The 21,550-nt window shown below is 73.0% G+C and carries 18 protein-coding genes; 3 read left to right on the plus strand and 15 right to left on the minus strand.

Features of this window, described 5'->3' with window-relative positions:
* Positions 1 to 7 precede the first annotated feature (7 nt).
* From ACH4UK_RS07035 to rimP, 9 genes are all read right to left on the minus strand, one after another.
* Positions 8 to 964: a bifunctional riboflavin kinase/FAD synthetase gene (locus tag ACH4UK_RS07035; protein WP_398354978.1), complete on the minus strand. Its 957-nt coding sequence runs from the start codon at positions 962 to 964 to the stop codon at positions 8 to 10.
* A 42-nt stretch (positions 965 to 1,006) separates the two neighbouring features.
* Complete coding sequence (locus ACH4UK_RS07040; protein WP_398354979.1) at positions 1,007 to 4,558, minus strand: trypsin-like peptidase domain-containing protein; 3,552 nt, start codon at positions 4,556 to 4,558, stop codon at positions 1,007 to 1,009.
* 225 nt (positions 4,559 to 4,783) lie between these two features.
* On the minus strand, positions 4,784 to 5,683 hold the full coding sequence (gene truB, locus ACH4UK_RS07045; RefSeq protein ID WP_398354980.1) for a tRNA pseudouridine(55) synthase TruB: 900 nt from the start codon (positions 5,681 to 5,683) through the stop codon (positions 4,784 to 4,786).
* The gene (rbfA, locus tag ACH4UK_RS07050; protein ID WP_398354981.1) at positions 5,680 to 6,183 is read right to left on the minus strand and encodes a 30S ribosome-binding factor RbfA; all 504 of its coding nucleotides are present in this window, start codon (positions 6,181 to 6,183) and stop codon (positions 5,680 to 5,682) included. Before rbfA ends, truB begins: the two co-directional genes overlap by 4 nt.
* A gap of 36 nt (positions 6,184 to 6,219) precedes the next feature.
* Positions 6,220 to 6,513 carry a DUF503 domain-containing protein gene (locus ACH4UK_RS07055; protein ID WP_398354982.1) on the minus strand — a complete coding sequence of 98 codons (294 nt, stop codon included), beginning with the start codon at positions 6,511 to 6,513 and terminating at the stop codon, positions 6,220 to 6,222.
* Between the two features lie 187 nt (positions 6,514 to 6,700).
* The gene (gene infB, locus ACH4UK_RS07060) at positions 6,701 to 9,856 is read right to left on the minus strand and encodes a translation initiation factor IF-2 (RefSeq protein ID WP_398354984.1); all 3,156 of its coding nucleotides are present in this window, start codon (positions 9,854 to 9,856) and stop codon (positions 6,701 to 6,703) included.
* 140 nt (positions 9,857 to 9,996) lie between these two features.
* Entirely contained in the window at positions 9,997 to 10,284 is a 288-nt protein-coding gene (locus tag ACH4UK_RS07065) for a YlxR family protein (RefSeq protein ID WP_398354985.1), read from the minus strand.
* 113 nt (positions 10,285 to 10,397) lie between these two features.
* Positions 10,398 to 11,438, minus strand: coding sequence for a transcription termination factor NusA (gene nusA / locus ACH4UK_RS07070; protein ID WP_398354986.1), 1,041 nt, complete (start codon positions 11,436 to 11,438; stop codon positions 10,398 to 10,400).
* A gap of 2 nt (positions 11,439 to 11,440) precedes the next feature.
* Complete coding sequence (gene rimP, locus ACH4UK_RS07075; RefSeq protein WP_398354987.1) at positions 11,441 to 11,944, minus strand: ribosome maturation factor RimP; 504 nt, start codon at positions 11,942 to 11,944, stop codon at positions 11,441 to 11,443.
* Between the two features lie 176 nt (positions 11,945 to 12,120).
* Here rimP and ACH4UK_RS07080 point away from each other — a divergent pair, with 176 nt between their 5' ends.
* The 3 genes from ACH4UK_RS07080 to ACH4UK_RS07090 are packed head-to-tail and all read left to right on the plus strand — an operon-like array spanning position 12,121 to position 14,118.
* A complete protein-coding gene (locus ACH4UK_RS07080) occupies positions 12,121 to 12,657 on the plus strand; it encodes a hypothetical protein (protein WP_398354989.1) in 537 nt (178 codons plus the stop codon).
* Positions 12,654 to 13,172, plus strand: coding sequence for a ferritin-like domain-containing protein (locus ACH4UK_RS07085; protein ID WP_398354990.1), 519 nt, complete (start codon positions 12,654 to 12,656; stop codon positions 13,170 to 13,172). The genes ACH4UK_RS07080 and ACH4UK_RS07085 overlap by 4 nt, the downstream gene beginning before the upstream one ends.
* 31 nt (positions 13,173 to 13,203) lie before the next feature.
* Complete coding sequence (locus tag ACH4UK_RS07090; protein WP_398354991.1) at positions 13,204 to 14,118, plus strand: aminoglycoside phosphotransferase family protein; 915 nt, start codon at positions 13,204 to 13,206, stop codon at positions 14,116 to 14,118.
* Between the two features lie 60 nt (positions 14,119 to 14,178).
* Here the strand turns inward: ACH4UK_RS07090 and ACH4UK_RS07095 are convergent, their stop codons facing one another.
* The 6 genes from ACH4UK_RS07095 to dxr form a co-directional block, all read right to left on the minus strand.
* Positions 14,179 to 15,882 carry a proline--tRNA ligase gene (locus tag ACH4UK_RS07095; RefSeq protein ID WP_398354992.1) on the minus strand — a complete coding sequence of 568 codons (1,704 nt, stop codon included), beginning with the start codon at positions 15,880 to 15,882 and terminating at the stop codon, positions 14,179 to 14,181.
* 69 nt (positions 15,883 to 15,951) lie between these two features.
* A complete protein-coding gene (locus ACH4UK_RS07100; RefSeq protein WP_398354993.1) occupies positions 15,952 to 16,530 on the minus strand; it encodes a GNAT family N-acetyltransferase in 579 nt (192 codons plus the stop codon).
* A 68-nt stretch (positions 16,531 to 16,598) separates the two neighbouring features.
* Positions 16,599 to 17,444, minus strand: a complete 846-nt coding sequence (locus ACH4UK_RS07105; RefSeq protein WP_398354994.1) for a GNAT family N-acetyltransferase — start codon at positions 17,442 to 17,444, stop codon at positions 16,599 to 16,601.
* A 151-nt stretch (positions 17,445 to 17,595) separates the two neighbouring features.
* Complete coding sequence (gene ispG / locus ACH4UK_RS07110) at positions 17,596 to 18,753, minus strand: flavodoxin-dependent (E)-4-hydroxy-3-methylbut-2-enyl-diphosphate synthase (RefSeq protein WP_398354995.1); 1,158 nt, start codon at positions 18,751 to 18,753, stop codon at positions 17,596 to 17,598.
* A 172-nt stretch (positions 18,754 to 18,925) separates the two neighbouring features.
* Entirely contained in the window at positions 18,926 to 20,236 is a 1,311-nt protein-coding gene (locus tag ACH4UK_RS07115; RefSeq protein WP_398354997.1) for a M50 family metallopeptidase, read from the minus strand.
* Positions 20,233 to 21,486, minus strand: coding sequence for a 1-deoxy-D-xylulose-5-phosphate reductoisomerase (gene dxr / locus ACH4UK_RS07120; RefSeq protein ID WP_398354998.1), 1,254 nt, complete (start codon positions 21,484 to 21,486; stop codon positions 20,233 to 20,235). Before dxr ends, ACH4UK_RS07115 begins: the two co-directional genes overlap by 4 nt.
* Positions 21,487 to 21,550 lie beyond the last annotated feature (64 nt).

A 21,550-nucleotide genomic window follows, 5' to 3' on the forward strand; every position in this document is an offset into this window, starting at 1 on the left:
GAGTGCGTCAGCGGGCGCGTTCGTACGCGGCGGTCAGCTCGCTGGAGCGCTTCACGTCGGCGGCCATCGCGACCAGGAGCTCGTCGATCGAGTCGAACTTCAGCATGCCGCGGACGTACGTGAGGAAGTCGACGGCCACGTGCAGCCCGTACAGGTCCAGGTCGACCCGGTCGATGGCGTACGCCTCGACGGTCCGCTCGGTGCCGTCGAACTGCGGGTTGGTCCCCACGGAGATCGCGGCGGGCATGGACTCGCCGTCCACCTCCAGCCAGCCGGCGTAGACGCCGTCGGCGGGGATCGCGGTGTGCGGCAGGGTCTCGACGTTGGCCGTCGGGAAGCCCAGCTCCCGGCCGCGCTGCGCGCCGCGCACCACGATGCCCTCGACCCGGTGCGGGCGGCCGAGGATCTCGGCGGCCCCGGCGACATCGCCCTCGGCGATCAGCCGGCGGGTGAGCGTGGAGGAGAACGGCTGTCCGCCGCCCGCCTCCCCGGTCACGTACAGGTCGATGACCTCGACGGTGTAGTCGTAGGTGGCGCCCAGCTCGGTCAGCAGCGCGACGTTTCCGGCGGCCCGGTGGCCGAAGCGGAAGTTGGGGCCCTCGATGACCGCCTTCGCGTGCAGCCGGTCGACGAGGACCTTCGCGATGAAGTCGGCGGGCGACAGCTTGGAGAACTCGGCGGTGAACGGCAGGATCAGCAGGGCGTCCACACCCAGCCCCGCCATGAGCTCGGCGCGGCGGTGGTGCGGGGCGAGCAGCGGCGGGTGGCTGCCGGGGCGGACGACCTCGCTGGGGTGCGGGTCGAAGGTGACGACGACGGACGGAACGCCCAGCTCACGGGCGCGCTCCACGGCCCGGCCGATGATCAGCTGGTGTCCGCGGTGCACGCCGTCGTAGGAGCCGATGGTGACGACGCTGCGTCCCCAGTCCTGGGGGATGTCCTCCAAGCCACGCCAGCGCTGCACTGTGACCGCTCCTCGCCCGAACCTGTGTACGTGTGTATGTCGTTACGCAGGTCTAAGACTGCCATGCTCACGTCCCGCCGCCTGCATCGGCATCGGCATCGGGGGACGTGATGTCTCCAACGTCTCGACCGTGCGCCGGGCGCTCGGACCCACGACCGCCGCCCACTCCGGCGGGGCGTCGGCCAGCCAGCGGGTGACGAGGGCCGCGAATCCGGGCACGTCGCGGGCGAGTTCGACCAGGCCCCGGTCGAAGCGGGCGGCGCCCTCGGGGGTGCGGACCAGCAGCATCCCGGTGCGGTGGACCAGAGCGCGCGTACGGATCTCCGGGCGGCGCTCCGAGCCCTCGGCGGCGGCCCGGAGCAGGGCCTCCAGGACGTCCGGATCCCGGCCGGTGACCTGCTCGAACTCCAGCAGCACCTCCAGCAGCTCGGCCCGCTGGGGCCGGGAAGCGGCGCTGCCGGCCCCGGCGAGGACCCGGGCGAGCGCGGCGCGCACCGGCGGCGGTGCCGGGCGGTCCCGCAGCAGCCCGGTCACCAGCGGCAGCAGCAGGGCGCGGGCGGCCGGTCCGTGTTCGAGGCGGAGGTCGACGTACTCGGCGGCGTGCGTGCCGTCCTCGGGGTGGGCGTCGATGTACTCCCGTACGAGCCCGGCGACGTGCAGCGCGAGCGCGGGCGTGTCGAGTCCGGCCAGTGCCCGCAGCACCGCTCCCCCGCCGTCCCCGGGGCGGGCCAGGCGGGCGCGCAGGGCGGCGAGGACCGGCTCCGGGTGGGCCGGGAACACCTCGGCGAGCAGTTCGACGGGCATCCGGTGGTCGCCGGCGGCGAACGCGCGCAGGGCGGCGGGGAGGTGACGGTTCCTGGCCCCCGGGTCGCGGACGAGGAGGGTGAGGGCCGCGGCATGCAGTTCGGCGTCCTCGGGGCGGTCCAGCAGCACGAGGGCCGCGGCGCGCAGCAGGGCCCGGTCGCCCTCGGCGGTGACCCGCTGCTGGAGGAGTCCGGCGTAGCGGGCGGCGGCGGAGCGGCGGGCCGGGCGGTCCTCGTCGCGGGCCCAGCGCTCGACGGCCCGGCAGAGCGCGGTGGTCTCCTCCTCCGCGAGGGCGGCGAGCAGTTCCCCGGCCCGCCGGTGCGGGGTGGCGATCAATGCGTCGGCCAGGTCGTCGAGGGCGAGGTCGCGGCGGGTGTACAGCAAGGCTTGCGCGGCGGCGGCGACTGTGGGGCGCAGCGGGACGTCCGGTGCGTCGGGGCCCCCGAGCAGCGGCCGCTCGTCGGTGAACCAGCGGCACAGCAGCGGCTGCACGGCGGGCGCGTCGCGGGCGAGCCGGCGGGCGACCGCGTCCAGATAGCGTTCGTCGCCGTCGGTGCGGGGCAGCCCGTCGGCGGGCACGAGGCGGCGGAGCAGATCGATCCGGTCCTCCTCGGGCAGCCGCAGCCGCCGCCAGAACCAGGGTCCGAACTCCCCGTACGCCCCGAGATCCCCGGGTCCTTCGGGGGCCGCGGAGTGGCGGGTGATGCGCCCGGCGAGAACCCGCAGGACGCCCAGGTACGGGCGGGCGTCGGGCACCCGCAGGAGACTGCCGCCCAGGAGGTGGGCCGCCCACCAGGCGGCGTCGTCGTCGCGCGGCCCCTCGTCGGTCCCCAGCCGGTCCAGCGCCTCGATGAGGTCGGCCATCCGGTGCGCGAGCGCGGCGGTGCCCTGACGGCGGCCCAGGAGCACCATCGCCTGGATCACCGGACCGATGCGGTGCCGGGGCACGGGCAGGCTGCGGGGTTCGCCGGCGGTGCGGGGCCGCGGCACCCGGTCCGGCTCGGCGCTCCCCCGGTGCCAGCGGTGCACGAGGGAGCGCAGCGCCGCGTCCAGGTCGAGGTGGGCGCCCTGCACCCAGTCGCCGAGCTCCTCGTGGGCGAAGCGGTACCCCGCCCCGGCGGGGACCAGGAGGCCCTCGGTCAGCACGGCGGAGGCCCAGCCGGTGCGCCAGGGGAAGATCTCCTCGAAGGCCGCCCGGTCCAGCTCGCCCTGTCCCGGGCCCAGGCAGCGGCGGGCCGCCTCGTGGACCTGGCCCGCCACCCGGGCGGCGAGCCGGCGCACGGCCGCGCCGCGGGGCTGCTCGTCGGCGGCGGCCGCGATCCGGACCGCGACGCGCACGCACAGCAGGTCGAGGTGGGCGCCGAAGACGTCCTCGGTGTCGGGTCGGCCCGGCACGCCGGGCGGCAGCGCGGCGCGGACCTCGGCGAGGAGCCGCAGGGTGAGCGGGTGCCGGTCGTGGCCGGGGGCCAGGGCGGCGGGCGGGATGCCGTACGCCTCCTTGGCGCGCTCGGCCTGTTCGGGGGTGAGGTCGCCCAGGCGCAGGGCGGGCGGCAGCCGGCGGGCGGGGCGGTGCGGGCGGTGCAGGGCGCCCGGCGGGTAGAGGGTGCCCGCGGTCTCCCAGTGCTCGGGGCGACAGGCGACGACGAGCCGGACGCCCCTCTCCCGCAGCCAGCCGGCGGTGCCGGCCGTCCAGTCGGCGAGCCGGTGGGCCAGCAGCGGCGGCATCTCCTCGGGGCCGTCGAGGACCACCAGCAGCGGATGCCCGGCGTCGGCGGCGAGCCGGGCGACCCGCTCCGGGGTCGCCGTGCCCATGTCGCCGCGGGCCCCGGCCGCCGTGACGATGCGGGCGGAGCGGGTGAGCGTGCGCATCGCGGCGTCCGCGATCGAGACGTCGTCGGCCAGCAGGTCCGCGCCGCGCAGCCAGAGCGTGGGGGCGGGCGCGCCGCCGTCGGCGCGGCGGGCGGCGAGGGCCGCCAGTTCGGTGGTGCGGCCGGTGCCGGGTGCTCCGACGAGGCCGAGGACCAGGCCGGTGCCGGCGGCGAAGGCGGCCAGCTCGGTGTGGACGTCGTCGCGCTCGACCGGCGCGGTGCGGGCCTTCGGGCCGTCCGCCGAGCCGACGGAGGTGGCGGTCAGCTGGAGGGCCCCGGCGAGGTTGAGGTGGGGGCCGTAGCCCGGGACGGCGGTGGCGTTGCGCCGCAGCAGGGCGTCCAGCGCGTCGTCCGCGCCCCGGGCGATCGGCAGGGCGAGCCCGGCGGCCTGGTGCGGGGCGGTGAGGGCGGTACAGAGGATGCCGACGACCGCACCGGTGGCCGGGTCGGTGACGGGTCCGCCGATGGCCGCGCCCCCGGAGCGCAGGGCGTCGCGTCCGTCGGTGCCGAGGGCCAGCTCCAGGGCGGCGGGGACCGGATGGGCGGTGCCGTCCGGTGCGGTGTAGGTGGCGGGGGTGGTGCCGAGCACCCGGGCCTCGCGCCGCCCGTGGGCGGCGATGTCCACGTACCCGCCGGGCTCGGCGCGGTCGCGTCCGGCGATGACCAGGGGCTCCGCGTCGAGGGCTTCGGGGCCGCCGGTGCGCAGGAGGGCGAGGCCGAGGGCGGGCAGCGCGGTGATGTCGTCGGGGGCGACGGGGCAGGTGCGGCCGTCGGTGCCGTGCAGGAGGAGCGGGCCCGGGGAGGTGACGGCCTGGTGGGCGGTGACGACCGTGCCGCGGTCGTCCGCGACGAATCCCGTCCCCCGCGGCCGGCCGGCCTGATCGCAGATTTTTACCAGCTTCGACCGGTCCCCACTGCCCATGGTCCGACGTTAGGCCGCCGGTGATCCCCTGGAGCGCGCGGAGCGGCAAAGCGCCCCCCGCGCCCCCGGTATTCACTCCGAGCGCCCGTCCAATGGGGTGAATAATCGTGTCCCCCGGGGAGCAGGAATGGTGCCGGGGAGGGGAACGTGGAGCGGGCACCGGGTGGGGGGTGGGTGCCCGCTCCACGGATGGCCTTCGGGCCGGCCCGGGGTGCGGGGTGCGGCTCAGGCGAAGACGGCGAGGCTCTTGGCCTTGCCCTTCTCCTCCTCGACGAGCACCAGGAAGGCGCCGTCGGGCCCGAAGACCGCGACCGGCCCCGGCGGGTGGGCGGGCATGTCCAGCCGTACGCCGTTCAGGAGCAGCTTCGCCCGCTTCTCGTCCACGTCCCAGCGGGGGAACGCGGAGGCGGCCGCTTCGGCGACCGGCATCACGGTCAGCTCCTCCTGGTGCTGATCGAGCGTGCGGGCCGCGTCCAGTCCGTACGGGCCGACCCGGGTGCGGCGCAGCGCGGTCAGATGGCCGCCGACGCCGAGCCCGGCGCCGAGGTCGCGGGCGATGGCCCGGATGTACGTCCCCGAGGAGCAGACGACGGAGACGACCAGGTCCATCACCGGGGTGCCGTCCTCGGCGACGGCCTCGCGGACGTCGTAGACGCGGAAGGAGGAGACGGTCACCGGGCGGGCCGGGATCTCGAACTCCTCACCGCCGCGCACCCGTGCGTAGGACCGCTTGCCGTCGATCTTGATGGCGCTGACCTTGGACGGGACCTGCATGATCCGGCCGGTCAGCGCGGCCACCCCGGCGTCGATGGACTCGCGGGTCACGGCGGAGGCGTCGGTGGACGAGATGATCTCGCCCTCGGCGTCGTCGGTGACGGTGTCCTGGCCGAGCCGGATCGTGCCGAGATACTCCTTCTCGGTCAGGGCGAGGTGGCCCAGCAGTTTGGTGGCCCGCTGGACGCCGAGCACCAGGACACCGGTCGCCATCGGGTCCAGCGTGCCGGCGTGGCCGACCCGCCGGGTGCGGGCGATGCCGCGCATCTTGGCGACGACGTCGTGCGAAGTGAAGCCGGACGGCTTGTCGACGATGACAAGGCCGTCCGGCGTGGTGGTCTGCTCGGTCATGCGGAGGCCGGGCCCTCGTTCTTCTCGGAGGGTCCGTCGGTCTTCTCGGGGGGTCCGGCGGTCCCGGTCTCCTCGTCCTCGTCCTCGGGCTTGCGGTACGGGTCGGCGTCGCCGGCGTAACTCGCACCCGTGGACACCTGGCGCACCTCCGCGTCCTTGGCCCGCGCCTTGTCGAGGAGGTCCTCGATGGTGCGGGCGTTGTCCGGGAGGGCGTCCGGGACGAAGGCCAGGCTCGGCGTGAACCGGACCCCGGTCTGCCGGCCGACCTCGGTGCGGAGGACGCCCTTGGCGCTCTCCAGCGCCGCGGCGGAGGCCGCGCGCTCCTCGTCGTCGCCGTAGACCGTGTAGAAGACCGTGGCCTCCCGCAGGTCGCCGGTGACCCGGGCGTCCGTGATCGTCACGAATCCCAGCCGCGGATCCTTGATTCGCCGGTCCAGGGTCTCCGCGACCACGACCTGGATGCGATCGGCCAGCTTGCGGGCCCGCGCGTTGTCGGTCACCGGTCCGTCACTCTTCCTTCTGATTTCGCTCGACTGTCAGTCTTCGTCACTGTGCAGCCGCCGTCTCACCGACAGCAGCTCCACCTCGGGGCGTCCTGCGACCAGCCGCTCGCAGCCGTCCAGTACGTCCGTGAGGTGTCCGGTGTCACCGGAGACCACAGCAAGGCCGATCTCGGCCCTGCGGTGGAGATTCTGTCCGCCTGTCTCGGCCACGCTCACCGCGTACTTGCGCTGGAGCTCGGCGACGATCGGGCGGACGACGGAACGCTTCTCCTTCAACGACCGTACGTCGCCGAGGAGCAGATCGAAGGACAGGGTCCCCACATACATGTATGTCCGGATGTCCCGCCGGTTCGGGTTCGTGCCCCGCCAGAGCTTGCCGGGGACATCAGAACCGTACCGGAACGGCCGGAGCCGATCGACGGAAATACGACCCGTCGACCGGCCCCGACCGTGGTGGAGGGGGGCCGGGAGCGAACTCCCGGACCCCTTCCGAATCCTTGCGGATCCTGGTGGATCAGCCTCGCGGCTTCTCGCGCATCTCGTACGTCGCGATGACGTCGTCGATCTTGATGTCGTTGAAGTTTCCGAGGTTGATACCGCCCTCGTATCCTTCGCGGATCTCGGTGACGTCGTCCTTGAAGCGGCGCAGACCGGAGATGTTGAGGCTCTCCGCGATGACCTTGCCATCGCGCAGCAGGCGCGCCTTGGTGTTGCGCTTGACCTCGCCGGAGCGGACCAGCACACCGGCGATGTTGCCCAGCTTGGACGAGCGGAAGATCTCGCGGATCTCCGCCGTGCCGAGCTCGACCTCTTCGTACTCCGGCTTGAGCATGCCCTTGAGGGCCGCTTCGATCTCTTCGATCGCCTGGTAGATGACCGAGTAGTACCGGACGTCCACACCCTCGCGCTCGGCCATCTGCTCGGCACGCCCTGCGGCGCGCACGTTGAAGCCGATCACGATGGCGTCGGAGCCGGTCGCCAGGTTGATGTCCGACTCGGTGACCGCACCCACACCGCGGTGCAGGATCCGGATGTCGACCTCTTCACCGACGTCGAGCTGGAGCAGCGAGGACTCGAGAGCCTCCACCGAACCGGACGCGTCGCCCTTGATGATGAGGTTGAGCTCCTGGACCAGACCGGCCTTGAGCGCCTCGTCCAGGTTCTCCAGGGAGAACCGGACGCCCTTGCGGGCGAAGTTGGCGTTGCGCTCACGGGCGGCACGCTTCTCGGCGATCTGACGGGCCGTACGGTCCTCGTCGACCACCAGGAGGTTGTCGCCCGCACCCGGGACGTTGGTGAGACCCAGGACCAGGACGGGGGTCGACGGACCCGCTTCCTGGACGTTCTGACCGTTGTCGTCGAGCATCGCCCGGACTCGGCCGTACGCGTCGCCGACGACCACCGTGTCACCGATGCGCAGCGTTCCGCGCTGGACCAGGACGGTCGAGACGGCACCGCGGCCGCGGTCGAGGTGGGACTCGATCGCGATGCCCTGCGCGTCCTGCTCCGGGTTGGCCCGCAGGTCGAGCGAGGCGTCGGCGGTGAGGACGACGGCCTCCAGGAGAGCCTCGATGTTGAGGCCCTGCTTGGCGGAGATGTCGACGAACATCGTGTCGCCGCCGTACTCCTCGGCCACCAGCCCGAACTCGGTGAGCTGACCGCGCACCTTGGTCGGGTCGGCGCCCTCGACGTCGATCTTGTTGACCGCGACCACGATCGGCACCTCGGCCGCCTTGGCGTGGTTCAGCGCCTCGATCGTCTGGGGCATCACACCGTCGTTCGCCGCCACCACGAGGATCGCGATGTCGGTGGACTTCGCACCACGGGCACGCATGGCGGTGAACGCCTCGTGACCCGGGGTGTCGATGAAGGTGATGCGGCGGTCCTCGCCGTTGACCTCGGCGCCGACCTGGTAGGCACCGATGTGCTGGGTGATGCCACCGGCCTCGCCCGCGACGACGTTCGTCTTGCGGATCGCGTCCAGCAGTCGGGTCTTACCGTGGTCGACGTGACCCATGACGGTGACGACCGGCGGACGGGAGACCAGGGCCTCTTCGCCGCCCTCGTCCTCGCCGAACTCGATGTCGAAGGACTCGAGCAGCTCGCGGTCCTCCTCCTCGGGGCTGACGATCTCCAGGACGAAGTTCATCTCGTCCGCGAGCATCCGCAGCGTCTCGTCGGGAACGGACTGCGTCGCAGTGACCATCTCGCCGAGGTTCATCATCACGCCGACGAGCGACGCCGGGTTCGCGTTGATCTTCTCCGCGAAGTCCGTGAGGGAGGCGCCGCGGGAGAGCCGCACAGCCTGCCCGTTGCCGCGGGGCAGCATGACGCCGCCCACCGACGGGGCCTGCATGGACTCGTACTCCTGGCGCCTCTGCCGCTTCGACTTGCGGCCACGACGCGCGGGACCGCCGGGACGGCCGAACGCACCCTGTGTGCCACCACGGGCACCGGGGCCGCCGGGACGGCCACCGAAGCCGGGACGACCGCCGAAGCCGCCGCCGCCACCGGGACGACCGGCACCGCCGCCGCCACCGGGACCGGCCGGACGGCCGGCGAAGCCGCCGCCACCGCCGCCACCGGGACGACCGGCGAAGCCGCCGCCGCCACCGGGACGACCGCCGCCGCCACCGGCACCGCCGGGACGACCGCCACCGCCGCCGGGACCACGGCCACCGCCGGGGCCACCGCCGGGACGCGGGCCCGCGGCGGGACGCTGCGGCATCATGCCCGGGTTCGGACGGTTACCGGCGGGACCGCCGCCGGGACGCGGAGCCTGCGGGCGGGGCATGCCGCCCGGAGTGGGACGGGCGCCGCCCTGACCCTGACCACCCTGCGGGCGCGGAGCGCCGCCGGGGCCACTGCCCTGGGGACGCGGGGCGCCGGGGCGCTCCGAGCCGCCACCGGGGCGCGGGGCACCGCCGGGACGGGGCGCCCCGGGGCGCGCCATGCCGGTGGAACCGCCGGAGGTGAAGGGGTTGTTGCCCGGACGGGGACCGGCCGGACGGGCGCCGCCGGGGCGCGGGGCGCCCTGGCCCGCGGGACGTGCGGGGCGGTCGCCGCCACGCTCGCCGCCACGGCCGCCGTCGCGCTGGCCACCGTCACGGCCGCCGTCGCGCTGACCGCCGTCACGCTGACCGCCGGCCGGAGCCGGACGGGCGGGTGCGGGACGGGGGCCGGGGGTGGCACCCGCGGGACGCGGGGCCTGGGGCTGCTGGGGGGCAGCCGGCTGGGCCGGAGCCGGAGCCGAGAACTCGGCGGCCGGGACCGGGGTCACCGGGGCCGCCTTCGGCGCGGGCTTCGGGCCCGGACGGGGGCCCGCCGACGGCGCGGAGGGCGCTGCCGGGGTGCTGCTCGGGGCCTCGGCCTCGGCCGGCTTGGCAGCCGGGACGCCGGGCTTGGGGGCAGCGGGACGTGCCGCAGCGGCCGGGGAGGGCGCTGCGGGCTTCACGGGCGCCGCCTTGCGGGGCGCACCAGGCTTCGCAGCGGACTTGCCGGCGTTGCCGCCGGGCCCCTGCAGTGCATCGGTCAACTTACGTACAACCGGCGCCTCGATCGTCGAGGACGCCGAACGGACGAATTCACCGAGTTCTTGGAGCTTGGCCATGACGACCTTGCTCTCGACGCCGAACTCCTTGGCGAGTTCGTATACCCGGACCTTAGCCACTTCGCTCCTTTTAGGTCCGGGTTACCGCCGGACCGTCGCTACTTCATGGGCGTACTCATCGCGTACTCATCGAGTGCTCATCGCAATCTCGACCTACTTCCAACTCGCGAGGTACCTGACCGCACGGGGACCCGTGCCGTTCACTTTTCTTGCGGTGTCACCCGCTCGACGAACCGCGTGAGTGCCGCGGTGTCGAACGGCCCCTTGGCCTTGAAGGCCCGGGGGAACGCCCGGCGGCGAACCGCCAGGTCGAGACAGACAGAGGCGGGGTGCACGTAAGCACCCCGGCCGGGCAGCGTACCGCGTGGATCAGGGGCGCAAGCGCCCTCGTCCACCACGATGCGCAGCAGCTCGCTCTTGGCCGCTCGCTCCCGGCATCCCACACAGGTTCGCTCGGGGCAAGCGCGGGCTTGCGTCCGGCCAGACACGTTTAAGTCTACCTCCCCGTACCGACCTCACCTCTTTGGGGCAAGAATCGAACGGATGTTGTCGTGATCTCAGCGGCGTACCGCCCAGATCTATTCCCTGGACCCGTCCCGGGTCAACGCCTTTCCGAGCGCTCCCGGGCCCGCTCGGCCCGCTCGCGGTCGGCGCTCTCGCGCTCCTCGTCCGTCTCGGTGTCGGGGCGGATGTCGATGCGCCAGCCGGTGAGACGGGCGGCGAGGCGGGCGTTCTGGCCCTCCTTGCCGATCGCCAGCGACAGCTGGTAGTCCGGCACGGTGACGCGGGCGGAGCGGGCGCCGAGGTCGACGACCTCGACCTCGCTCACCCGGGCGGGCGAGAGGGCGTTGGCGACCATCTCGGCCGGGTCGTCGGACCAGTCCACGATGTCGATCTTCTCGCCGTGCAGCTCGGCCATGACATTGCGCACCCGGCTGCCCATCGGACCGATGCAGGCGCCCTTGGGGTTCAGGCCCGCACGGGTGGAGCGCACCGCGATCTTGGTGCGGTGACCGGCCTCGCGTGCGATGGCCTCGATGACCACCGAACCGTCCGCGATCTCCGGGACCTCCAGCGCGAAGAGCTTCTTCACCAGGTTGGGGTGGGTGCGCGAGAGCGTCACCGACGGCCCGCGCACGCCCTTGGCGACCCGTACGACATACGTACGAAGGCGCAGGCCGTGGGTGTACTCCTCGCCCGGGACCTGCTCCTGCACCGGCAGCATGGCCTCCATCTTGCCGATGTCGACCAGGACGTTCTTGGGGTCCTTGCCCTGCTGGACGACGCCCGTGACGACATCGCCCTCGTGGCCCGCGTACTCCCCGAAGGTGCGGTCGTCCTCGGCGTCGCGCAGCCGCTGCAGGATGACCTGCTTGGCGGTGGTCGCGGCGATCCGGCCGAAGCCGGAGGGGGTGTCGTCGAACTCCTTGGGCTCCTGGCCCTCTTCGAGGTCGGCCGGGTCCTCCTTGGCCCACACGGTGACGTGGCCGTTCTCGTCGAGCTTCACGCGCGCCCGGCGGTGGCTGCCGTCGGTGCGGTGGTACGCGATGAGGAGGGCCGACTCGATCGCCCCGACGAGCACGTCGAAGGGGATCTCCTTGTCCTGCGCCAAGCCCTTCAGAAGCTTCACATCGATGTCCACGGCTACGCCTCCTCTTCCTTCTTGTCCTTGCGGTTGAATTCGATCTCCACGCGGGCCTTGGCGATCTCGTCGAAGGCGAGGCGGCGCGCGGTGGGCTTGCGGCCCTTGACGCCGGGCACTTCGAGGTCGAGCCCTTCCTCGTCCACGGCGAGGATGCGGGCGACCAGTTCGCCGGAACCGTCGGCGGCCAGGTGGAACCGGGCCAGCCGGCCGATGGCGCGTACGTAGTGGCGGTGCTCGGTCAGCGGGCGGTCGGCGCCGGGGGAGGTGACTTCGAGGACGTACTCGCCCTCGCCCATCGCGTCGGTCTCGTCCAGCTTCTCGGAGATCGCGCGGCTCAGCTCCGCGCAGGCGTCCAGCTCCACGCCCTCTTCGGAGTCGACGATGACCCGCAGCACTCCTCGGCGGCCGGCCCGGGACACCTCGATCTCCTCGAGGTCCAGCTGCTGTGCGCTGACGAGCGGTTCCAGCAACCCGCGCAGCCTCTCGCTCTGGGTGGTGCTCATCCGGGTGACTCCTCGGCCGCGTGTGCTGTTGTGGGGATCGTCGTGCGTCAGGTCAAAGGGTATCCGGTCGCCAGGGGTGTTGCCGTCCGCCTGCCGCTCAGCCGCGGGTACGCTCGCCTGCGGTGATCACATCAGGACAGATCCTGTCAGGATCGGTCCAGGCCCGAAGGAGAAACGTGCGGCGCACGGGGACGACGCGCAGGGGGGCGCTCACCGCCACGGGAGCTCTCGCCCTGGGTGCGGTGCTGACCGGCTGCGGGGGCGACGACGAGGCGGCGGGACGCGGAAAGCCCGCGCACTCCGGCGCGCGGGCCGCCACCGCGCGGGCCGAGAGGACCCTGCGCGAGAAGGCGGTGCGCGACGGCGCCCTCCTGCTCGCCCGGTACGACCTGGTGGCCGAGGCCCATCCGGCGACCGCTGCGGGCCTGGCGCCCCTGCGGGCGGCCGTGGCGGAGCACGGGAAGGCACTGGCGCCGCCGCGCGCGAAGGGGGGCGCCGAGAAGGCCCCGCCCGCCGCCCCCGGCCCGGTGTCGGCCGACCCGAAGGCCGCGGTGCGGGAGCTGGCGACCGCCGAGCGCCGCCGGGCCGACGCGCACACCGAGGCCCTGCTGAGCGCCGGGCCGGAGCTGGCCCGGCTGCTTGCCTCGGTGGCGGCGGCCGCGGCCGCACACGCGTATCTGCTGACCGGACTGGCCAAGGAGACCGCCGCATGAGCACCCGTTCCGTCCGGCCGTCCGATGAGGACTCCGACTCCCCCGAACTGACCGCCGTCCAGGCGGCCCTGGCCGCCGAGCACGCCGCGGTGTACGGCTACGGCGTGCTGGCCGGCCGTCTGGAGGGGAAGCCGCGCACCGAGGCGGGCGCGGCGCACGCCGGGCACCGGTCGCGCCGGGACGCGCTGGCACGCACGGTGCGGGACCTGGGCGGGCGGCCGGTGGCCTCGGACGCCGCGTACGCTCTGCCGTTCGCCGTCGCGGACTCCCCCTCGGCGGTGCGGCTGGCCGCGGTGCTGGAGGACCGGATCGCGGGCGTCTACGCCGATCTCGTACGGGCCACCGAGGGCCCGCGCCGCAAGGAGGCCGCGGGCGCGCTGCGGGAGGCCGCGGTGCGGTCGGCCCGCTGGCGGGGCGGCAACGTAGCCTTTCCGGGGCTCGCCGAGCGGGCCGCCGGGGCGGATCCGGCCGCGACGGGCCCGGTGGAGGCCGCCGGCGCGGACGGGACGCGCTGATCCGAAGGACCGGAAAGGGAACACACGACGTATGGGTTTCGAACCGCCGCAGCGCCTGGTGCGCGCGCTCGGTGAGATGTACGGGGACACCGCGGCGGCCGACTGGCTGGACGGGCTCCCCTCGCTGACCGATCGGGCGCTCGCCGCCGGGGACGGCCTCACCGCGGAGCGGGCGGCCGCCCCCGGCGGACGCAGCTCCCTGGTGGTTCTGGTGCGGCGGGCCGACGGGACCCCGGCCGCGCTGAAGATCGCCCCGCCGGTCGCCGGGCCGGAGCTGGAGCGGGCCGCGCTGGAGCACTGGAACGGCTGGGGTGCGGTGAAGCTGCTGGACGCCCCGGAGCCCGAAGCGTCCGGAACGCTGCTGCTGGAGCGGCTGCACCACGAGGTGTCGCTGCGCTCACTGCCGGAGGCGAAGGCCCTGCTGGAGGCGGCGGGCACGCTGCGGCGGCTGTGGGTGGAGCCGCCTGCCGGGTCCTCCTTCGAGAGCGTGGCCGAGCGGACCGAACGGCAGAGCGCCGGGATGCGGGCGGCCGCCGAGGCCGATCCGGAGCTGGCGCCGCTGGTGGACGCGGCGCTCGCGGCACGGGCGGAGTTGGTCGAGGGATCGCCCGAACTCCTGCTGCTGCACGGCAACTTCCGGCAGAGCAAGGTGCTCTCCGGCGAGCGGGCGCCGTGGCTGACGGTGGGTCCGGAGCCGCTGGTCGGGGAGCGCGCCTACGACCTGGCGCGGCTGGTGCGGGACCGGGTGGAGGATCTCATCGCCTCCCCCGGCGGCCCGGTGACGGCGCGTCGGCGGGTCAAGAAGCTGGCGGAGTCCCTGGAGGTGGAGCAGGCGCGGCTGCACGGCTGGACGCTGTTCCGGGCGGTCGAGTCGGGCGTCCGCGCGCTGGCCGAGGGGCGGCGGCAGATGGGCGAGGTCAATCTGGAGTTCGCGGGCTGGCTGTAGCCCTTCCCGTACGGCGAAGGCCCCCGCGCAACCCTGCGCGGGGGCCTTCCTCGTGGGTGCTCAGGCCAGGTCGGCCGTCAGGCGGGCGATCGCCTCGTCGACGGTCAGCTCCTCGCGCTCACCGGTGCGGCGGTCCTTCAGCTCCAGGACGCCGTCGGCGGAGCGGCGGCCGGCGACCAGGATCTGGGGCACGCCGAGCAGCTCGGAGTCGGTGAACTTCACGCCGGGCGAGACGCCGGGGCGGTCGTCGACCAGGACCCGCAGGCCCGCCGCGCTGAGCTTCTCCGAGACGTCGAGGGCCAGCTCGGTCTGGAGGGCCTTGCCCGCGGCGACGACGTGGACGTCGGCCGGGGCGATCTCGCGGGGCCAGCACAGGCCCTTGTCGTCGGCGGTCTGCTCGGCGAGGGCGGCGACGGCGCGGGAGACGCCGATGCCGTACGAGCCCATCGTCACGCGGACGGGCTTGCCCTGCTGGCCGAGCACGTCGAGCTGGAAGGTGTCGGCGTACTTGCGGCCGAGCTGGAAGATGTGGCCGATCTCGATGGCGCGGTCCAGGGTGAGGCCGGTGCCGCAGTTGGGGCAGGGGTCGCCCTCCTGGACCACGACGACGTCGAGGTACTGGTCGACCTCGAAGTCGCGGCCTGCGACGACGTTCGCAGCGTGCTTGCCCTCCTGGTTGGCGCCGGTGACCCAGGAGGTGCCGGGGGCGACGCGGGGGTCGGCGAGGTAGCGGACCTTCTCCAGGCCCTGGGGGCCGACGTAGCCGCGTACGAGGTCGTCACGGCCGACGAAGTCTTCGGCGGTGACCAGCTCGACGACGGCGGGGGCGAGGTGCTCGCCGAGCTTGCCGAGGTCGACCTCGCGGTGGCCGGGGACGCCGACGGCCACGATCTCGCCGTCCACCTTGACCAGCAGGTTCTTCAGGGTGGCGGAGGCGGGGACGCCCAGGTGCGCGGCGAGCGTCTCGATGGTCGGGGTGTCGGGGGTGTCCAGCTCCTCGACCGCGCCGTGCGCCGAGCCGTCGACCGGGGCGAGAGCGAAGGTCACGGCCTCGGTGTTGGCGGCGTAGTCGCAGTTCGGGCAGTCGGCGAAGGTGTCCTCACCGGCGGCGGCGGGGGCGAGGAACTCCTCGGAGGCGGAGCCGCCCATCGCGCCGGAGACGGCGGAGACGACGCGGTGGTCCAGGCCGAGGCGCTCGAAGATCTTGATGTACGCGGCCCGGTGCAGGGCGTAGGAGTGCGCGAGGCCCTCGTCGGTGGTGTCGAAGGAGTACGAGTCCTTCATCTGGAACTCACGGCCGCGGAGCACGCCGGAACGGGGGCGGGCCTCGTCGCGGTACTTGGTCTGGATCTGGTAGAGCATCACCGGCAGGTCCTTGTAGGACGTGCACTGGTCCTTGACGGTCTGGGTGAAGATCTCCTCGTGGGTGGGGCCGAGAAGGTAGTCGCCGCCCTTGCGGTCCTTGAGGCGGAAGAGCAGGTCGCCGTACTCCTCCCAGCGGCCGGATGCCTCGTAGGGCTCCTTGGGCAACAGGGCGGGCAGCAGGACTTCCTGGGCGCCGATGGCGTCCATCTCCTCGCGGACGACGCCCGAGATGTTGTCCAGGACCTTCTTGCCGAGCGGCAGCCAGGACCAGATGCCGGCCGCGTTGCGGCGGACGTACCCGGCGCGGACCAGCAGCTTGTGGCTGAGCGTCTCGGCGTCCGCCGGGTCGTCGCGCAGTGTCTTGATCATCAATCGGGACATGCGCTGGACCTGGGCCATGATGAACTCCTGCTCGCAAGGGTGGTGAGCCCGAGGTTAGCCGGGCGGTGCGGGCAGGCGGAAATCCATTCAGTCCCGGGGAGCCCCGCGCAGCAGCGGCAGGGCCGCTCCCATGACCGCGTACGGCTGCGGGGCGCTCGGGAAGACGACCTGGCGGGCCAGGTCGCGGTAGCCGAGGGAGCGGTACAGCGTGCGGGCCGGGCTGTCCTGGTCGATCGCCGAGAGGATCGACCGGGGGTGGTCGACGGCGTCGGTGATGGCGGTGATCAGGGTGCGGCCGATGCCGCGCTGCTGGTGGTCCGGGTGGACGTGGAGTTCGGTGATGACGAAGGAGTCGTCGAGCCAGCCCTCGGACCCGGTGGCCCGCAGATAGGGCTCGACGACGGTGGACCACCACTGGGCGCGGTCGTTGGGCAGTCCGTAGACGAAGCCGACGAGCCGGCCGTCGGGGGTGATGGCGCCCAGCGCGCGGGCGTGGGGGTGTTCCAGGTGCCGCAGGACGATGTGGCGGCGTACGTCGATCTCGTCCTGGCTCAGTCCGAAGGCCGCCGCCTGGACGAGCAGGGCTTCGTCGACGCGGGCGGCCAGGTCGACGGGGCCGATCTCGGCGTCGGGTGCTGCGGGGCCGTGCGCGGGGACTGCTGCCATGCGGGAACCCTACTGGCCGGGGCGGGCGGTCAGAACCGCGAGTTCCGGGCGCGTGTGCGCGCGAGGGCTCAGAACAGGACGCTCATGAACGCGCCGACCTCGCGGAAGCCGACGCGGCGGTAGGCCTTGCGGGCGGCGGTGTTGTAGTCGTTCACGTACAGGCTGACGACGGGGGCGACGTCGGCCAGGGCGTAGCGCAGGACGGCGGCCATGCCCGTTTCGGAGAGGCCCTTGCCGCGGTGTTCGGGGGCGACCCAGACGCCCTGGATCTGGCAGGCCTGGGGGGTGGCGGCGCCGATCTCCGCCTTGAAGACGACCTTCCCGTCGTCGATGCGGGCGAAGGAGCGGCCGGTGCCGATGAGTTCGGCGACCCGGGCCTGGTAGAGGAGTCCGCCGTCGCCGGCGAGCGGGGAGATGCCGACCTCTTCGGTGAACATCGCCACGCAGGCCGGCATGAGGATCTCGGTCTCGTCCTTGCGGATGCGGCGGACGAGCGGGTCGGGCGTGACGTCGGCGGCCGGGCTCTCGGTGACCATGAGGGGCTGGTTGGCGCGGACCTCGCGGGCGGGTCCCCAGGTCGGTTCGAGGAGCCGCCAGAGCCGGGTGGTGGGTTCGGCGGGCCCGACGATGGAGGAGCAGCGGCGGCCGGCCCGGCGGGCGCGGTCGGCGAAGGCGCGGACGGCCTCGGGTCCGGCGCAGATGGGGACGAGGTTGGCGCCGGAGTAGCACAGGGAGCGGAGCCTGCCGTCGGCGTACCAGCCCCACATCTCGCCGCCGAGGCGCCAGGGGTCGAGCCCGGCGACCTGCACGCGGGACGTCACAAAGGCGTTGGCCACCGGCTCGCTCTCGAGGATGGCGAGTGCGGCGCCGAGGTCGCTGGGTTCGAGGACCCGGGTGGTGGTCTGCGTCAACACGAGGGGGCCTCACCATGCGGTCTGCTGATTTCCGCACTGTACCCAACAAGGCCCTCGAACGCCGCTCGAGTCCGGGAGCCGGCTTCCGGATACGCCGCCGCCCCGCCGGGCGCGGGGCTCGGCGGGGCGGCGATGGTCCGGAGGGAGCGGGTCAGCCGCTGATGGAGACCTCGGGCTCGCCGGAGGCGATGCCGTCCTTCTCCATCTGTTCGGCGATCTTCAGGGCCTCTTCGATGAGGGTCTCGACGATCTTCGACTCGGGGACGGTCTTGATGACCTCGCCCTTCACGAAGATCTGGCCCTTGCCGTTGCCGGAGGCGACGCCGAGGTCCGCCTCGCGGGCCTCGCCGGGTCCGTTGACGACGCAGCCCATGACCGCGACGCGGAGCGGGACCTCCATGCCCTCCAGTCCGGCGCTGACCTGGTCGGCGAGCTTGTAGACGTCGACCTGGGCGCGGCCGCAGGACGGGCAGGAGACGATCTCCAGGCGGCGCTGCTTGAGGTTCAGCGCCTCCAGGATCTGGAGGCCGACCTTGACCTCCTCGGCCGGCGGGGCCGAGAGGGAGACGCGGATGGTGTCGCCGATGCCCTCGGAGAGCAGCGCGCCGAACGCGACGGCCGACTTGATGGTGCCCTGGAACGCCGGTCCGGCCTCGGTGACGCCGAGGTGCAGCGGGTAGTCGCTCTGGGCGGCGAGCTGGCGGTAGGCGTTGACCATGACGACCGGGTCGTTGTGCTTGACCGAGATCTTGATGTCGCCGAAGCCGTGCTCCTCGAAGAGGGACGCCTCCCACAGGGCCGACTCGACCAGCGCCTCGGGGGTGGCCTTGCCGTACTTCTTCAGGAGCCGCGCGTCCAGGGAGCCGGCGTTGACGCCGATCCGGATCGGGGTGCGGGTCTCGGCGGCCGCCTTCGCGATCTCCTTGACCTTGTCGTCGAACTGCTTGATGTTGCCGGGGTTCACGCGGACCGCCGCGCAGCCCGCGTCGATCGCGGCGAAGACGTACTTCGGCTGGAAGTGGATGTCGGCGATCACCGGGATCTGCGACTTCCGGGCGATCGTGGCGAGCGCGTCGGCGTCGTCCTGCGTCGGGCACGCGACCCGGACGATCTGGCAGCCGGACGCCGTCAGCTCGGCGATCTGCTGGAGGGTGGCACCGATGTCCGACGTGCGTGTCGTCGTCATCGACTGCACGGAGACGGGCGCGTCGCCGCCGACCGCGACCGAGCCGACCTGGATCTGTCGGCTGACCCTTCGGTCGGCGAGCTTGGTCGGAACGGCCGGCATTCCGAGAGAAATCGCAGTCATGCGCTGTGCATCCCCAAGGTGTGGATCAAGGTCCCGAGATCGGCGGGCTCCAGCCTTCGAGGTTACGGCACCCGAGCCGGGACGGACGCACCGTGTCGACAAGTCCACCCGTTGGTGAGCGGCCGGACACACCGTGTGTGCCCGGCCGTCACCTGTGGGGCGGAAGGGGCGATCAGGTGATCTTGACGGGGTTCACGATGTCGGCCACCAGGACCAGCAGCGTGAAGCAGATGAAGACTCCGGCGACCACATAGGCGACCGGCATCAGCCGGGCCACGTCGAACGGGCCCGGGTCGGGGCGCCGGAAGACCTTGGCCACATTGCGCCGCAGCGACTCCCACAGAGCGCCCGCGATGTGCCCGCCGTCCAGCGGGAGCAGCGGGAGCATGTTGAAGAGGAACAGCGAGAGGTTGAAGCCGGCGAGCAGGAACAGCATCATCGCGACCTGGTTCTGCGCCGGGATGTCGAGGTTCATCACCTCGCCGCCGATGCGGGCCGCGCCCACCACGCCGACCGGCGAGTCGTCGGCCCGTTCGCCGTCGCTGAAGGCGGCGTCCCACAGGGCCGGGATCTTGGACGGCAGGGCGATGATCGAGTCGACGCCGTTCTCGATCATGTCGCCCATCCGGACGACGGAGTCGCCGAAGGAGAGCGGCACGATCTCGGTCTGCGCGGCGAAGCCCAGGTAGCCCGCCTTGATGAACTGGTCCGGGACGACCTCGCCGTTGCCGTCCTTCTTCGCGACGGCGTTCTCGCGCAGGACGGCGTTGAGCGTCACTTCCCTGCCGTCGCGCTCGACGACGAGGGTGGCGGGGCCGATGGTCTCGCGGATGCGGTCCGAGAGGGTCGCCCAGTCGTCGACCTTCTTCCCGTCGAAGGCGACGATCTTGTCGCCCTCCTGGAGGCCGGCGGCCTTGGCGGGCGAGACCGGGTCGCCGTCCTTGCAGGTCTCGCGCTTGTCGCTCTGCGAGATCACGCACTGCTGGACGCCGGCCACCTCGGTGGTCTGGGTCTGGAAGCCGAAGGTCATCGCGACGCCCATGAAGATGGCGACCGCGAGGATCAGGTTCATGAAGGGGCCGGCGAACATCACGATGACGCGCTTCCACGGCCTGCGCGTGTAGAAGAGGCGCTTCTCGTCGCCCGGCTCCAGCTCCTCGTAGGCCGCGGAGCGGGCGTCCTCGATCATGCCGCGCCAGGGTGAGGTGGATCGCGCCTCGAGGCGGCCGTCCGGTCCCGGCGGGAACATCCCGATCATGCGGATGTAGCCGCCGGCCGGGATGGCCTTGATGCCGTACTCCGTGTCGCCCTTCTTGCGCGACCAGATCGTCGGACCGAACCCGACCATGTACTGCGGCACCCGGATGCCGAACATCTTGGCCGTGGAGAGGTGGCCCAGCTCGTGCCAGGCGATGGAGAAGAGCAGGCCCACGACGAAGACGGCGATCCCCAGGACCGTCAGCAGGATCGAGGTCAGACTCATGCGCGCGCCTCCGCTGTCGCTTTCGCCGAGAGTTCCCGGGCCCGTGCGCGGGCCCAGGTTTCCGCTTCGAGGACGTCCGCGACGCTGAGCGAGGTTCCCGGGGCGGGGGTCCCGTGTTCGGACACCACAGCGGTGACCGTATCCATGATTCCGTTGAAGGGCAGCCGTCCGGAGAGGAAAGCGTCGACGCTTTCCTCGTTCGCGGCGTTGAACACGGCCGGTGCGGTGCCGCCGAGCGCGCCGACGTGCCGGGCGAGACCGACCGAGGGGAAGGCCTCGGTGTCCAGCGGGAAGAACTCCCAGCTGAAGGACTTCGTCCAGTCGAAGGCGGGGGCCGCGTCCGGGACGCGCTCCGGCCAGCCGAGCCCGACGGCGATGGGGCCGCCCATGTCCGGCGGGGTGGCCTGGGCGAGCGTGGACCCGTCGCTGAACTCGACCATGGAGTGCACGTAGGACTGCGGGTGGACCACGACCTCGATCCGGTCGAACGGGATGTCGTAGAGGAGGTGCGCCTCGATGACCTCCAGGCCCTTGTTGACCAGGGTCGCGGAATTGATGGTGATGACCGGGCCCATGGCCCAGGTCGGGTGGGCGAGCGCCTGCTCCCGGGTGACGTCGGCCAGTTCCGCGCGCGTACGGCCCCGGAAGGGTCCGCCGGAGGCGGTGACGACGAGCTTGCGGACGTCGGCGCGATTGCCCGCGGCCAGTGCCTGGAAGAGCGCGGCGTGCTCGGAGTCGACCGGGATGATCTGCCCGGGGGCGGCGAGCGCCTTCACCAGCGGGCCGCCGACGATCAGCGACTCCTTGTTGGCGAGGGCGAGCGTGCGGCCCGCCTTCAGCGCGGCCAGGGTCGGGGCCAGCCCGATGGAGCCGGTGATGCCGTTGAGCACGGTGTGGCAGTCGCTCGCGGCGAGGGTGGTGGCCGCGTCGGGTCCGGCCAGGATCTCCGGGAGCGGCTCGCCGGCCCCGTACTGCGCGCGCAGCGCCTCGCGCAGGGCGGGGACCGCGTCCTCGGCGGCCACGGCGACCGTGCCGACCCGCAGCCGGCGGGCCTGCTCGGCCAGCAGGGCGACCCGGGATCCGGCCGCCGAGAGGGCCGTGACCCGGAAGCGGGCGGGGTTGCGCAGGACCAGGTCGATGGCCTGGGTGCCGATGGACCCGGTGGAGCCGAGGATCACGAGATCCCGGCGGCCGGCCGCGGCGTCGAAGACGAGATGCGGATCGGCGAGGGGGGCGTGGGTGTCGCTCATACCCCCCATTGTTGCCGCTCCGGCTGTGTGTGGGGACAGCGCGTCCCCGTGGGGCGCGCTGTCA

It is taken from the genome of Streptomyces sp. NPDC020884 (genome assembly GCF_044333935.1).
Lineage (GTDB): Bacteria > Actinomycetota > Actinomycetes > Streptomycetales > Streptomycetaceae > Streptomyces.